The organism is Bradyrhizobium sp. 164 (assembly GCF_023073715.1).
Taxonomy (GTDB): domain Bacteria; phylum Pseudomonadota; class Alphaproteobacteria; order Rhizobiales; family Xanthobacteraceae; genus Bradyrhizobium.
Map to the genome: position 1 here is coordinate 23,423 of NZ_JADPKA010000104.1, position 14,642 is coordinate 38,064.

The 14,642-nt window shown below is 58.7% G+C and carries 10 protein-coding genes; 7 read left to right on the forward strand and 3 right to left on the reverse strand.

All coding sequences use genetic code 11. The annotated features are described in order from the left end of the window. Positions 1 to 274: 274 nt before the first annotated feature. Positions 275 to 1,402 (forward strand): polysaccharide pyruvyl transferase family protein, encoded by a 1,128-nt coding sequence (locus tag IVB01_RS31400; protein WP_247279508.1) that lies wholly within the window; start codon positions 275 to 277, stop codon positions 1,400 to 1,402. A 10-nt stretch (positions 1,403 to 1,412) separates the two neighbouring features. On the opposite strand, the gene IVB01_RS31405 is transcribed toward IVB01_RS31400, so the two are convergent. Next, complete coding sequence (locus IVB01_RS31405) at positions 1,413 to 3,077, reverse strand: putative Ig domain-containing protein (RefSeq protein ID WP_247279509.1); 1,665 nt, start codon at positions 3,075 to 3,077, stop codon at positions 1,413 to 1,415. A gap of 292 nt (positions 3,078 to 3,369) precedes the next feature. Here IVB01_RS31405 and IVB01_RS31410 point away from each other — a divergent pair, with 292 nt between their 5' ends. Then, positions 3,370 to 4,188: a glycosyltransferase family 25 protein gene (locus IVB01_RS31410; RefSeq protein WP_247279510.1), complete on the forward strand. Its 819-nt coding sequence runs from the start codon at positions 3,370 to 3,372 to the stop codon at positions 4,186 to 4,188. Between the two features lie 57 nt (positions 4,189 to 4,245). Here IVB01_RS31410 and IVB01_RS31415 read toward each other — a convergent pair whose 3' ends face one another. Continuing rightward, positions 4,246 to 5,295, reverse strand: a complete 1,050-nt coding sequence (locus IVB01_RS31415) for a glycosyltransferase (protein WP_247279511.1) — start codon at positions 5,293 to 5,295, stop codon at positions 4,246 to 4,248. A gap of 108 nt (positions 5,296 to 5,403) precedes the next feature. Between IVB01_RS31415 and IVB01_RS31420 the strand changes: the two genes are divergently transcribed. Continuing rightward, positions 5,404 to 6,600 (forward strand): glycosyltransferase, encoded by a 1,197-nt coding sequence (locus IVB01_RS31420; protein WP_247279512.1) that lies wholly within the window; start codon positions 5,404 to 5,406, stop codon positions 6,598 to 6,600. Here the strand turns inward: IVB01_RS31420 and IVB01_RS31425 are convergent. After that, positions 6,589 to 7,587, reverse strand: coding sequence for a glycosyltransferase family 2 protein (locus tag IVB01_RS31425; RefSeq protein WP_247279513.1), 999 nt, complete (start codon positions 7,585 to 7,587; stop codon positions 6,589 to 6,591). The two genes, IVB01_RS31420 and IVB01_RS31425, sit on opposite strands and share 12 nt — an antisense overlap. Before the next feature lie 927 nt (positions 7,588 to 8,514). Between IVB01_RS31425 and galE the strand changes: the two genes are divergently transcribed. The 4 genes from galE to IVB01_RS31445 are packed head-to-tail and all read left to right on the forward strand — an operon-like array spanning position 8,515 to position 14,589. Beyond that, positions 8,515 to 9,513, forward strand: coding sequence for a UDP-glucose 4-epimerase GalE (galE, locus tag IVB01_RS31430; RefSeq protein ID WP_247279514.1), 999 nt, complete (start codon positions 8,515 to 8,517; stop codon positions 9,511 to 9,513). Positions 9,514 to 9,551: 38 nt separating this feature from the next. Continuing rightward, the gene (locus tag IVB01_RS31435) at positions 9,552 to 10,670 is read left to right on the forward strand and encodes a glycosyltransferase (protein ID WP_247450075.1); all 1,119 of its coding nucleotides are present in this window, start codon (positions 9,552 to 9,554) and stop codon (positions 10,668 to 10,670) included. Continuing rightward, the gene (locus tag IVB01_RS31440) at positions 10,667 to 13,597 is read left to right on the forward strand and encodes a trifunctional glycosyltransferase/class I SAM-dependent methyltransferase/polysaccharide deacetylase (protein ID WP_247495168.1); all 2,931 of its coding nucleotides are present in this window, start codon (positions 10,667 to 10,669) and stop codon (positions 13,595 to 13,597) included. Before IVB01_RS31435 ends, IVB01_RS31440 begins: the two co-directional genes overlap by 4 nt. Further along, positions 13,594 to 14,589: a glycosyltransferase family 2 protein gene (locus IVB01_RS31445; protein WP_247279517.1), complete on the forward strand. Its 996-nt coding sequence runs from the start codon at positions 13,594 to 13,596 to the stop codon at positions 14,587 to 14,589. The genes IVB01_RS31440 and IVB01_RS31445 overlap by 4 nt, the downstream gene beginning before the upstream one ends. Positions 14,590 to 14,642: the final 53 nt, after the last annotated feature.

Below are 14,642 nucleotides of genomic sequence, written 5' to 3' on the forward strand. Positions count from 1 at the left end.
ATGAATATGTGCGGTGTTGTCGCTAATCGGCAGCGGTGCCGAGACTTGCCTTTTGGCTGCTAAGCCGATCTATTCCGTGCTCTGGAACCCGGTCAGCTTCCGCATCGGCGAGGGGACACCGAGAGAGGCACGAGAGCGTGAGCGCGAAAGATCGAATGACTGACCGGGGAAGCTCGCAGCGCAGCCGTCCGGCGTTCTCGCTGGCGGCACGCAGATGCGTCGTTCGCACAACCATAGCGGGTACCTGGCGCAATGGCAGAAGTGGATTAGTCGAATGGGAAGTTTTGCCGATGCATCTAAAGCCGTTCGATGCTGTGATGCGACCGACGGGACCGAACTCAGGACGATGGCCGAAATTCCCATGAAGGACTCCCGTACACTGATTGCAGAAATGCAGGATGAGATCGAAAAGGTCATCGGGCCTCATCTGGAGGGTGTCGAGGATTTTGCGCTGGTGGATTTCCCCAACCACTCGAATGTGGGCGACAGCGCCATATGGTTGGGTGAAGAGACCTATCTGCAGAGGAAGCTAGGCCGAGCCCCGTCCTACGTCTGCACCTATGACACCTGGTCAAAGGAAGAGTTTGAAAGAGCCGTTCCTGTCGGACCGATCCTTATCCATGGTGGAGGCAATTTCGGCGACCTGTGGCCCAGCCATCAGGAGTTTCGGCTCAGGCTTCTGTCGGAGTTTCCGGATCGCCAGATCATTCAGTTGCCGCAAACCATACACTTCTCCTCGAAGGCAAGTCTCAACCGCGCCGCGGAGATCATCAACTCGCATAAAAAATTCCGGATTCTGGTCCGCGACGTGCAAAGTTTGAATATCGCGACAACGGAATTTACTGCGCCCGCCGATCTCTGTCCGGACATGGCGTTCTGCCTGGGGGCGCAGAGTTCGCCAGCGGCAGTAACCAGGAAATTGTTGCTGCTGCTCCGAACAGATCACGAGAAGGTGGAGCAAAAGCGTTTTCCGCCGCTCCCGAATTTTGCGGTTGTCGAGGACTGGCTCATCGAACAACGAGGCTTGGGAAAGTGGTTGTTTGTCAAGGCGCTGCTCGAGACGGCGCTCCTCTTGCTCAAGGGCAGGACGCCGTCGGAGCTCGACGTGCGCATTCGGTGGTTTCACCTGCTCGCGTCGAACCGTGTAGCCCGTGGAATGAGGCAGGTTGGATCGTCGGCCTACGTGATCACGGACCGGCTTCACACGCACATCTTTTGCGTGTTGCTGAATGTGCCGCACTCGCTCCTTGACAACAATTATGGGAAAATCAGCACGTTCGTCGATGCGTGGAGCAAGCCCTTCGAAAAGTTGAGCCGGCCGCTGAGCACGAGTGTGGACGACGCCCTCGCAAACTTTCTGAATATCGGCCAGGGCAGTTCGGCCCCCACGGATCAAGGTTGACGGTCGAGCATCATCCTCCGTACGGGCGGTTCGCCGGATCGTGCGCGTGGACGGTGAAAGTTGTCGTTCTCTTTGTTGTCTGGCCCGCATTGTTTGCGCAGGAGATTGTCAGGTTGCTGACCCCCGTCGCCGTTGGAGCGCCATTGATCAGTCCGGTGGAACGGTCAAAGGCGAGCCCTTGCGGCAGTCCTTTGACGGACAAGGTCTTGGGCATCATGGCTCCGACATCGCACTCCGCATAGATATCGTGGCGGTAGCTGTCGCCTGCGGCGGCTGAAAGGGGGCGCGTCGTCACACGCGGGCCGCGATTGATCGAGAATCGCAGGGGCTCCATCGTTGAACCGTCAGGTTTGTAGCCATAAACGACGACATGAGACCGCCCGGCATTGCCTTCGGCCGTGAAGTCCGCCTTGATCGTGCGCGACGCCGGATCGTAGGAAATTCCTTCTGGGAATTGCGTAAACGTCGTCTGCTCCGTCATACCCGGTTCGGAGCTGTCATAGGGTACGACCTGGACGAATTCGGTAACGCTCGCATCGCCCCAAAGGGCCTTGGCGCTCGGCAGCACAATCTTGCCGTTGCCGTCGTAATCGACATTGAGATCTGCGACCGAAACCAGCGGCTTCCAATGCTTGACGCCTGTCGTCCGCCAGCCGCGGATCCAGTCGACATCGAGATAGGCGCCGGTCGCCGAGCTGGCCCACGCTGCGGCGTCATACGCCTCGCCCGCGAACGTGTTGTTGAATACGTGTGACGTCAACAGCACAAATGAGGGCATATTCTTGGTATTGGAATCCACGGCAAACTGGGATCGAAGGGCGCCATCGACGTAGAGTTGGGTGTTTGCGCCGTTTCGAAAGACAAAGCTGAAGACGTGGAACGCGCCGTCCATATAGTCGAAGGGTCCGGCGCTGTTGTCGGTCGAGATCGCCCCCGAGGTATGGACGATATTACTGAAGTGCATCCCTTGGGAGTTGCACTCCAGATCCCACTCGTTGCCGGTTGGATTGAGCACGGGTGCGACCGAATAGGTCCAGAACGCGGGGTGAAAGCCGGCCGGATTTGTAAGCCTGGGGCTGAACCGGCCACGTATCTCGACGATGACGGCGTTGGCGGTCGGGTAGTATGCAAACGCCCCGGCAGTATGGATCATCGCAGAGAGGTGCGGCCGCACGCCTCCATTGATGGACCGGTCGGTCGGCGTAAGGAATTCCTCCTCGCGCGCTGTTGCCTTGCGCGCTCCGAGGCGCAGCACCGAGCCGGAGATCAACATGTTGTCGAAGCCAACCGCGACGCCGCGGTTGCGGTCCTTGTAGCCTGTGGTCAGCGGGTCGGCATCAAAAGCTGTCCCGAGCGACGTGGTATTGCCGCGGATGCCTGGATGATAGGCGCCAGTCGGAAAGAACTTGCCGCGAGGGTTTGCCGGACCCACGATATCGAGAGTGTTGAATTCATCACCCCACGACAGGGTATAACCCGCATACAACCCACTGCCATTCTGGCCGACGACGGCGCCGCCGACGACCTGGCTGCGTTCCTTAAACAGCGGGATGAACTGCAGGCGCTGTCGCAAACCATCATTGATAGCGGCAAGATAAAGGACTGAGGCACTGACAACCAATGATGCGACGAACAATGCTGCAATGGTGCTGGTGAATCGATGCTTTGATGGCATTCGCGCCTCTTTGCCTGAGACCGTCGCGACTTTCGCGAGGTACATAGTCACACGTTTGTGAGGAGCCGTTGGTTCGATCCAAGGCCTCCGAATGCGGACCGCTTTAGGTATAGCCGCTCAACGTATAGCCGCGGATTTCGCCGTGCTTTTACGAAACAAAAATATGAAATGGCCACCAGCATGGCAGCGGCCGGGCAGGTGCCGCTCCTTGTCAGCACAGACAGGTTCGCGGTAATCGTTTGGAGATCACGTGCAAAACGGTTCCCAATCAAGATGTCGGACTGATCGATCAATGGGCAGCAATCTCAGAATTGTGGCGATTAGTTTGGCCGGTTCCGTGCGCCGCGAGCGCGCGCGTGCAAATCTGGAGTCGCTTGAGATTCCATGGACCTTCTTTGATGCACTGCGTGTGCCCGCCAAGGGGCTCCCGCAATATGATGAGGCGCTGGCCATCCGCTTTTGGGGCAGGGGCCTTTCACGTGCCGAGATCGGCTGCGCGGCGAGTCATATGAGCATCATGGCGCAACTCGCAGCGTCAGACACCGACAATTCATGGACACTTGTGATCGAAGACGACGTCATCCTCGATGCCGGCTTCAGCTTTCGATCGCTTCCTGACATCTGCAAGGCTGCCGAGATCGGCTATCTCCGGCTGTATGGGCGACACATGGCGCCGTGCAAGCACGTGGCCTGGCTGGATCAGCGGGAATTGGTGCGGTTTGAGCGTGCACCAATGGGAACGCAGGCTTATCTGATTTCCGGCCGTGCCGCGCGTCGATTTATCGACAGTGTGACAACGATCCATCGGCCAATCGACTGGGAGATGGACCGCTTCTGGGCAAATGGCCTCCACAATTATGCCTTGTTTCCTTTTCCGTGTCTTGAGCTGACGCTGACATCTTCGATCGTAAAGGCGGCGGAGTCGGTTCACGGGCCTACTGCGCTCGATAGAGCGGCTCGGTTTGCGTGGAAATCAAAGGAATATGTTCTGCGCCTGACGGAAAATCTCCGTCTTCGCCAGTCCGACAGGCGGATTCGCGCCCGCCTCGCTGGCGCATCCAGTCTTTCCGGACCAATGCCGGAGACAATTCGTACGATTGAAAGCGTGTGATCGACGAGGCGTGGGACGAGATCTGACGAGGCGGGTTGCCTTTGCGCCGTTGCCCACTCAGGCGGGCTTGCGCCGGATGACACTTCCGAACCTGACGAGCGGCCGCAGGAGTTCTGCCCTGTTGAAGCGGAGCATGATCAGCCGGTACGCAAGCCAGGAAGGGCTCAAGAACAGCCCTGTGAACCAGACGATATGAGAGGCGGCTGCGCGCCAATCTGTTGTCGTGGTCAGCGCAAGCCATATCCCACGGCGCAGAAGTGAACTCGACGTGTCCGCGTCCTGCCCAACATAGCGCAGTCCCAATTTACGCGACGCGAGGCGATAGTTGACAAAGACGATCTCGTTATCGATCGGCCTTGCCGCTTGCACGTGCATGGACTTCTTGTCGCAATGTGCTTTCAGGATATCGAACTCTGCGACGCGGAATCCGATCTGTCTAGGAAAATCCGGAAAGCGCTGCGCCCGCCCCTTCGCGTCATTTCGGCTGATATTTCTGCCATGGAGCCGATATTGCCCCAGGATTTCCTGCACCGTGACCACGTCTCCGTAAAGAGGCGCTATCGTATTGAGGGCGCCGTCATATCCCACGGGCGGATTGAGCGGGACGACCTGTCGAAGAAACGCTCGGGAGTACGCATTTCCTGACATGACTGGCCAGATGTACGTTCCCGATCGTGTAAATTCTGCGTGCACATCGTCTGGCGCGTAGGATTTAGGAAACGCACAAAACGAGCGCCCAAGTCGCCTGCCGGCCCCGTCGATGATGTCCAGATTGAACTGAACTTTCGAAACACCTTCACGCCAGTGAGCAGCGACGTTTTCGACCGCCGTCGGCATCAGGATGTCATCCGCATCAAGGAACAGCAATACATCGCCTGTCGCTGCGCGATACCCAACTTCGAATGCTGCGATGTTGCCCTGATTTGCCTGAAATATGGCTCGAATCCTGTCACCATAGCCGGCGATGATCTGGCGGGAACCGTCGATCGATCCGTCGTCGACGACGACGATCTCGTCCGCCGGACGGGTCTGATTCAACGCGCTGTCGATTGCCAATCCGACATACCGTTCGTAATTGTAGACTGTTATGACGATGCTGATCTTCAACGCGTGTCGCTCACAATTTTGCAAGTGGCAGAAGAAGCTATCAATCCATGCCTTGATGAGCCAGAAGTAATTTCACGGTCCGCAAATCATCGTTGGTGAGGCAATCGCATGAAAATCGCTCTGATCGATCCGTCACTGTTTACTTGGCCATATGATCTTAAATTAGCCAAAGGATTGACCGATATTGGGCATGCGGCCAGCATTGTCGGGCGCCAGATTGGGCAGAAGCCTTCCGTTGATGAGGACCTCTTTCTTGACCGGCATTTTTATCCGGGATTGCAGTCGCGCTTTTTCAAGAAACTTCCACGCAATGTGCAGCTGGGGCTGAAGGGCCTCAGTCACGCTGAATCAATGACACGGCTGATCAGGCGCTTCAGGAGGATGCCGCCTGATGTGATCCATTTCCAATGGGCACCGCTGGCGATCGTCGACAGCCAGTTCATTCCCATGTTCAGAAGGGTCGCGCCAACGGTTCTGACGGTTCATGATTCGAATCCGTTCAATAACAATCCGAGCTCGCGGATCCAGCGGATTGGCGCGTTCAGCATTCTGCACTGCTTCGACCATCTTATCGTTCATACGACCGTTGCACGCGATCGCCTGCTGCGCGTTGGTATCCCGGACGAGAAGATATCCGTTATCGCGCACGGATTGCTGACGGATCATATCACCCGACCGGCCGACGAGCCCTCGGCCGGAGATGGGCGCGTTCAAATACTCCTGTTCGGCAAGATAAAGCCCTACAAGGGAGTCGACGTCATGCTTCGCGCGCTTGCGCTGCTTCCCCGAGAGGTCAGGGCGAATTGCGTGGTGAAGGTCGTGGGCTGGCCGGAAATGGCGATGGAGCCGCTGTTTGCGATGGTGAAGGATTTGCAGCTCGAAGATAATGTCGAATTCGACCTGCGTTTCGTTCCGGAAGATGAAGTGACCTCTCTGGTCGCGCGCGCCGACATCCTGGCTTTTCCGTATCGGGATATCGACGCATCCGGCGTGCTGATGCTGGCGATCGCGGGGGGACGTCCGATTGTCGCGTCGAACCTTGGAACGTTTTCAGAATGGCTGAGCGATCGGGCAGAGGGGACGCTCGTTCCTCCAGGTGATCCCGCCGCATTGTCCCGGACGCTCGAGCGCTTGATCAGCGACCCTGATTATCGAAACCGCAAGAGTCAAGGAATGTTGGAGCTGCGAGACTCCGTGCCGACGTGGACCTCGATTGCACGCCTGACCGAGGCCGCCTACGCGAAGGCGGGCCGGCGTGTGGGCACGCCGGCCAGTGCCCAGGTTCTGCAGCGTTCAGGAAACTGAAGGGGTCATCTGCCAGGTGGTCTGGCGGATCCACAGGATACCCCAGAAAAAGCCAAGTGCCCACGCGAAGTGCATCACGACGGCGGCCGGCAGTGCAAGCAGCCCGCAAATTGAGCGATGTTTTACTGCAATCATCATTGCGGTCAGCGCCAGTATCGCCAGATAGACCGCCGGAAATGTCAACAGCAGCGGTGCAGCCGGCGCCAGCACGATGGCGCCCAGCATCAATGCAACATGAGTGGGCACCAGGAATTGACGCAGTCGCAACGATCCTGGATGCCGTCTCACCGTTCTCGATCGACCACGACCGTAGTTGAAGTACTGCTTCGCCAGGCTCAGAAAACTCGATCGCGGTCGATATGAAAGGCGGATGTCCGAATCCAGAAATATCCGGCCGCCGAGTGCACGCAGCCTGCAGTCAAACTCTGCGTCTTCATTATGAGCGAAGGTCTCGTCGTAACCACCAGCCCTGCGGAACGCGTCGATGGTCATCGCCGCATGATGCCCGTGATCGACAAAGCCGCTTTGCTTTCCGCCGCGATGTGCCGATCCGCCCGAACCGACCTTGGTGTCCGAGACCCATGCGACGGCCTTTTGCAGGCAGCCGTCACCACGCGAGTCCATGGGGACCACGACCGAGTCGGCTTGGCGCTCGTCCAAGGTCTTGAGGAGGCGCGAAACATAGTCGGCCGGATATTCGCAATGGGCGTCACACCGCACCAGGACCTGCGCCGCAGCACCATAGACCTGTACGGCTAAATTGACCCCGGCACTCTGCAGCCGCTGGGGATTGCGCAACAGATGGAGGCCGCCAATCTCGTTGGCGAGCTGGCGGACAATGTCAGGCGTCCCATCGGTGCTGCCGCCATCTGCAACCACTATTGTGCGATCTTCGTGGAGATTGTCCTGGGCCAGGTTACGGACAACGGTCTCGATATGGGAAGCCTCGTTCAAAACAGGTATGACGATCAGGACGTTTCTGGACACGGTTTAGCTGCCACTTGCCATTGTTTGCTTAATCCATTGGCAGGCGCGAGAATGTTCCTTGATGCACGCCAAAGGAGGCGTGGACGGTCCGCTAAAAGAATGGCCAACTCGTGACTGCTTCTTTGATGCATCGTCAGAAAGTGGGCTTACCGATGGTGCCTTAAAATGGGCGATCTATTCTGCGTGAATCGTGAATAGTGCGTGCCCGATCGCTCGAAGATCGGAAGCGAACCTGACCGGAGTGATATGTGAGAGTTGTTGTTGCTGCCCTCGCTTTGTTGCTGGCGTTGTGTCATCCTGCATCGGCCGATCCGATGACGTTGGATTTTTCATGGCGCGGGGCGCGCGGCTGTATCACGCTGTTCCCAAATCCGGAGATGCGTCTGCGTAACATTCCCGCTGGTGCCACTTCGATGACGCTCACACTTGCGCAAGGTACTCGCGAAATGGGAGGCCAGGACGTTCCGGTTCCCGGAAATGGCCTTGTGCCGTCGGGGACGATACGGACATTTGGTCCTTGCAAGCCGGGTCTGTATGAATGGACCGCCCTCGTGAAGTCATCGACGGGACAGGTTCTATCGGAAGCGCATCAGGCGCGATTCTATCCCGCGGACGAGACCGCAGCGAAGCAATAATTTCGCAACGTCAATCCTCGTGTTGCACCGTTTCGGGTCTTTGCAACTGCGCGTGGCAGCTCCACGCGTCTGCGCGCAGCCGATTGATCGTACGAATGAAGCCACAATCCATCTAGATAAGAATTGACTGGAATTTGGAATATTGGAGATCAAGAACGAGATCGTGCTTCGGGACAAGGAGTTGAGTGTTGTTGGCGCGAAGGTTGATGAAGACGCGTAACGATGTCGCCGGTCCGACAAATCTCGGTAGTCCCCCACCTCCGATCGATGTGGGGCGCGCGGACGCGGCGAGATGAAAAAGACCGTTCTGGTCACCGGCGGTGCGGGCTACGTCGGCTCGCATTGCTGCAAGGCGTTTGCGATGGCGGGCTGGAACGTCGTGACGCTCGACAATCTTTCCCGGGGCTGGCGCGATGCGGTGCGCTGGGGACCCTTGGTCGAGTGCGATATTCGCAATTCAGCCGGCGTGCGCGCAGTGCTGGAAACCTACAAGCCGGACCTCGTCGCGCACTTTGCGGCGCTGGCTTATGTCGGCGAATCCGTGGCCGATCCCGCCATCTATTACGACAATAACACGAGAGGAACGCTTGCCCTCCTGGAGGCAATGCGAGCGGCCGGCTGTTTGCGCGTGCTCTTTTCCAGCACGTGTGCCAGTTACGGAGTACCCAAGCACACCCCCATAGACGAAACACATCCGCAGGCGCCGATTAATCCCTATGGTTGGTCCAAGATGATCATCGAGCGTATGCTGGAGGACTTTGGTCGTGCGTACGAGATGTCGTCGGTTTCGCTGCGCTATTTCAACGCGGCGGGCTGTGATCCTGACGGCGAGATCGGTGAGCGCCACGAACCGGAGACGCATGCCATTCCGCTGGCGATCGAAGCGGTGCGCCGACCCGATCGGCCTTTCACCATTCTGGGAACGGACTTTCCGACGCCGGATGGAAGTGCGATCAGGGACTATATCCACGTCAATGACCTAGCGCAGGCGCACCTTCTCGCAGGTGACATGCTGGTGGCTCGAGGCGGTACTCATGTCTTCAATCTCGGTACGGGGGTCGGCACGAGTGTGCTCGAACTAGTAGAGGCCGTGAAGCGTGTCTCCGGAAAAGACCCGGTCGTCAGTCGCGGCCCACGCCGCGCGGGGGACCCGCCCATGCTCGTTGCCTCCTTTGCCAAAGCCAAGCGGGAGCTCGGTTGGAGCCCGCGGCAATCCGAGATCGATTTCATTATCGAGACTGCACTGAGGTGGAGCGATAGCAATCCGTCGGCATATTTCGCACGAAGATGATCGATACCCCATTCGCAGGAATTGGATTGGGAAGGGGCGTGACGCATCTCTCCGTGACGTCGGCGTCCGATGTTGCGGAAACGACGTTGAGCGATGGCATGACGGTGTTCTGGCGCGCCAACCAGCCGATCGGCCATGTGCTGATGCATGAAGGCCAAATTGCGGACGCCAGGATCGATCACATCGACGACGGCTTTCTGTCAGCCGTCGACTCCAAGGTGCGAACTCCGACAGAAATGAGACTCTCGGCGAGCGTGGTGATCTGCACGCGCGACCGTCCGGACGAGCTGAGCAAATGCTTGTCGTCGCTGCCGAGGCAGACCCATCCTCCAAGAGAAATCATTGTGGTGGACAATGCATCGCGGGATCGGCGGACGCGGGATGTCGCGTTGGCCGCGGCAGCAACTTATATTCGCGAGGATCGACCCGGTCTGGATATTGCTCGCAATACCGGCGCGCTCCAGGCGACCGGAGATATTGTCGCCTATACGGACGACGATGTGCTGCTTCACCCGGGTTGGCTGGAGCAACTGACATGTGCGTTTGACTCTCCCCAGATCGGTGCGGTGACGGGACTGGTGCTTCCGGCCGAGCTCGCGACCGAGGCGCAACGGCACTTCGAGACGTATTGGGGATTTAACAAAGGCTATCGCGAACAGGATTACGACAGCGCGGCCTTCCGATCGCATCGCGGTCGGGTCCTTCCCGCGTGGGACATCGGCGCCGGAGCAAGCATGGCATTCCGGCGCGAGGTGTTTCAGGCCGTCGGACTTTTCGATGAGCGACTGGACGTCGGTCAGGCCGGCTGCTCGGGGGACTCGGAATACTGGTATCGATTGCTCGCGGGCGGCTACACCTGTCGTTATACTCCGGCGTCGGTCGCATTCCATTTTCACCGCAGGACGATGGACGGCCTGGCCAGCCAGATCTATCACTACATGCGTGGTCATGCGGCAGCGCTTCTGGTGCAGTATGAGCGAACGGGTATCTCGGCGAACCGGCGTCTGGCCTACTATTACAAGCCGCGTTGGTACCTCTCTCGGCTGCTCCGGAAAGTAATGGAAGGAGACAGCATTCGCGACCGCTTCCTGAAGGAGGAGGTGACCGGATATCTCGCCGGATTGCTGTTCTATCATCGCCGAAGGCTTCGCAGATGACGGCCCATCCGCGTACGTCTGTCGTGATCGCCGCACGTGATGCTGCAGAGACCATTGCTGAAACGCTTGACAGCCTGCTCGCGCAGAGCGCCCCTTACTGGGAGGCGCTTGTCGTGGATGACGGTTCGATCGATGCCACGGCCGCGATCGTTGCTGAATATGCGGCGCGGGATTCCCGCTTTCGTGTTCTGCAGTCTGGCGGAGGAGGCGCTTCAGGTGCCCGCAACAAGGGAATTGCAAGCGCGCGCGGCGAACGAATACTGTTCCTTGACAGTGACGATTGGATTGATCGGTCCTTCCTTGCCCGGATGAATGCTGCGCTGGATCTGGATCCTTCGGCGGTGGCCGCCTATTGCAACTGTTGCCGGGTTATGCCTGACGGCAGTGAAACTCCCGTGCGCTGCGATCCGGCTATCCATGACAACGCGTTCGAGCGTTTCGCTCGGACGTGTGCCACGTTCATCCATGGCGTGCTTGTCCTAAAGAGCGCTGTTGCAAAGGTCGGTGGCTTTGAGACCAGCCTCCGCACGTGCGAAGATTGGGACCTGTGGCAACGGATCGCACGCTGCGGCGGCAGGTGGATCCATGTCGACGAGAAATTGAGCTATTACCGGACAAGCGACCGTTCACTGACGCAAGATGTGAAACGGATGCTGGCCGACGCGCGGGTGGTCATTGCCCGCGGATTTTCGAGTGATGACCGCGTCAGCGGGCCGGCACCCGAACATAGGGCGGGAGCGTCAACTGCATATGGCAGCGCCGAGGCAGCGTATGCGTATTTCATGCTCTGGTGTGCCGGATTTGATTGCGGCCGCAGGAATGCCAGCGATCCAACGCTGGAAACGCTGAGCGACATTCCAAAGACCGAGACAACGGCGGACTTCATTGCCGCTGTTCTGCTCGATGCCGTGATGGTCGGGGCAAGAACGGTACCCGCCAAGCTGGCGGAACGGTGGCCGCAATACGGGGAGGGCGTAACCAACCTCATTTCAGCGATCGGTCGCGCATGGAACGATCCGGCGGCAGGGCGAAAGTGCCAATACCGTTTTGAGCGCAAAGTGCTCGACTATGACGATCTTTCGGCGCCCAGGGTCCTCACGTTGACGTTCGGCACGCGCGTTGACCTTCGCCGTATCGGCACCATCAAGCCGATCGGGACTATTGATCGATTGTACGTCTATCTCTGTGACGGGCCTCGCATCCTGACGCTGCTCGATATTGGTGCCCTCGGCACTGTCGACAGCCGCTTCTGGATCGCGCTGGCCGCCGATGGCCTCGTTCACTTGCAGGTCAAAGACCAGATCGGAAGGCTGGTTCGGGCAAAAATCGCACTTCACAAGCGGACCGCACGACTTCAAACTTTCATGCGAGACGGCCGAGATACTCACCGGGGGCGGCTACGCGAGTTGGCCTCGCGGGCTTCATGTGAGGCGCGGTCGCGAGCCATCTCAGGCATCTCCGCTTCCAGCAGTCCTATGCGATGTGCCAGGCGATCTCGAGACACCGCACGCAAGCAATTTTGGGAGGAGTTCTTCGAGCAAGAGGATCCCTGGAACTACGGTTCGTCGTATGAACAGGAAAAGTACACTCGGCAGCTCGAGCTTCTGCCAGACCAGCCAATAGATCGCGCGCTCGAGCTCGCGTGCGCGGAAGGACACTTCACGCGCCAATTGGCCCGCAGGGTCAGACGCCTGTGTGCCGCCGATATTTCAACCAAGGCGCTCGGTCGCGCTCGTGTCCGATGCAATGGGCGTCAGAACATCGAATTCTCTCAATTGGATTTATCCGCCGATCCGCTCCCACAGGACGTCGATCTGATCGTCTGCTCCGAGGTCCTTTACTACCTTAATGACGAGGCCGAACTAGAATCGGTCGCGAGGCGACTGGTGCAGGCGCTGCGTCCTGGCGGTTACCTTGTGGCGGCCCATACCTTTGTCCTGAAGGACAACATGTCGCGAACGGGGCTCGACTGGGAGAGCCCGTATGGGGCGGAGACCATCACGCGGATTATCCAGGGCGTACCCGGACTCGCCCTGGAGACATCGATCGAGACGGAACTGTACCGTATCGATCGGTTCAGGCGGTTACTCCCGGGCGAAGCCGCCGCTGACATACAGGTGAAATACGCGGCTATCGAGGCGCCGATTGAGGTCGAGGTTGCGCGGTCCATCGTGTGGGGTGGGGCTGTGGCGCGCAGGTTTGACGTCACCCAATCCGAAAGACGCACGCACGCCCCGGTCCTGATGTACCACCGAGTTGCGGTTGAAGGACCAGGTGAACTGGCCCGCTACCGCCTGTCTCCCGATGCGTTCCGGCAACAGATGCTGTGGCTTCGCCGCAATGGCTATCACACGATCAATTCGGATCAGCTCGCCTGGTTCGTGGCAAGCAATCATCCGTTCGTCGGCAGGCCGGTGCTGATCACCTTCGACGATGGGTACGACGATTTTGCCGAGCATGCATGGCCGATCTTGCAAGCAAACGACTTCTCGGCAGAAGTCTTCGTTGCGACCGATTTCGTGGGAAAGCGGGCGGAGTGGGATGCTCCGTTTGGAGAGTCCGCTTCGCTGCTTGGGCCGACGAGGATCGCTGCGCTTGCCGCCAAGGGCATATCCTTTGGCAGCCATTTGGCGAGTCACCCGCGCAGCGAGCAACTTGCGACCCGGACTCTCGCCGAGGAATTGACGCGATCTCGCGCCCAGTTGGAACAGTGGCTTGGGCGATCGATAACGTCGCTTGCCGCGCCTTTTGGCTCTACCGATCAGCGGCTTGAAATTCTCGCCGCCGAATGTGGTTACAAAACTCTGTTCAACACGGTCGGACGGGCCGTAACACTGAAGGACAATCTGTTGGATCTGCCGCGAATTGAGGTCAGAGGCGATTTTACGCTGGACACATTCGCTCGTTGCCTGGAGCAGTACCAATGAATACGGGGGCGCTCCTGGTCAGCGTGGTTATTCCCGCCTTCAACGCCAGTGCAACGATCGACGAGACGCTTCGCAGCGTCAGATCCCAGTCGCACCGGGAGCTGGAAATCATTGTCGTGGACGACGGCTCCACAGACAACACGGTCGCAGTTGTCCAGCTGCATACGGCTCAGGATTCGCGAATAACAATCATAGAACAGCGTAATGCGGGGGTCGCTGCCGCCCGGAATGCGGGCTGGCAGGCGGCGGGCGCGGACTTCGTCGCGTTCATTGATGCCGATGATCTCTGGACGCCCCGCAAGATTGAGCAACAGCTTCAAGCCTTGCTTGATGCAGGAGAGCGGACCGGTCTTGTCTACAGCTGGTATGACTGGATCGATGCCGATAGTCGCGTAAGTGCCAGGTCCGATCCCGTCTTTCATGCGGGCGAGGTGCTGGACTATCTCTGTCAGGGAAATTTCATCGGCAACGGCAGCTCGGCGCTGGTCCGCCGGGAAGCCCTCATAGCTGCGAAAGGTTTCGAGAGCGGACTCAGGGCATCGGGGGCGGAAGGCTGCGAAGATCTGCTGTTCTATTGCCGTGTCGCGGAGGCGTACCACTTCGCGGTCGTGCCCAAGTATCAGATTGGCTATCGGTACCTCCCGAACAACATGTCAAGCAACAAGACCCGAATGTTCCGGTCGTGGATGCTGGTCGCGGATGAGATCATGACGCGACACCCTGAGCGCACGGCGCTCCTAGACCTGGGCCTCAGAAACTATGCGCGTTGGCTGCTTCGGAGAGCTCTGACGGGCGGTCAGTTGTGGTACTTCGCTTCAATCTTTGGACTCCTTTTCAAACGGAATCCCTTGCTCGCGCTCAGGGTCGCCGCGCACGATGTGCCGCGTGATACCGTCTCGGAAATCCGGTGGAAATGGCGCCATGAGCGTCGCAGGGCGGTTCGACCTTCGGCGTCGTTGTTTGCCATCGGCGATCCAACTCAATCGCTATGACAGAGCACGCGAACAACATACGAAGACCGAGAGCTGCTCGCCACGCTGCATTG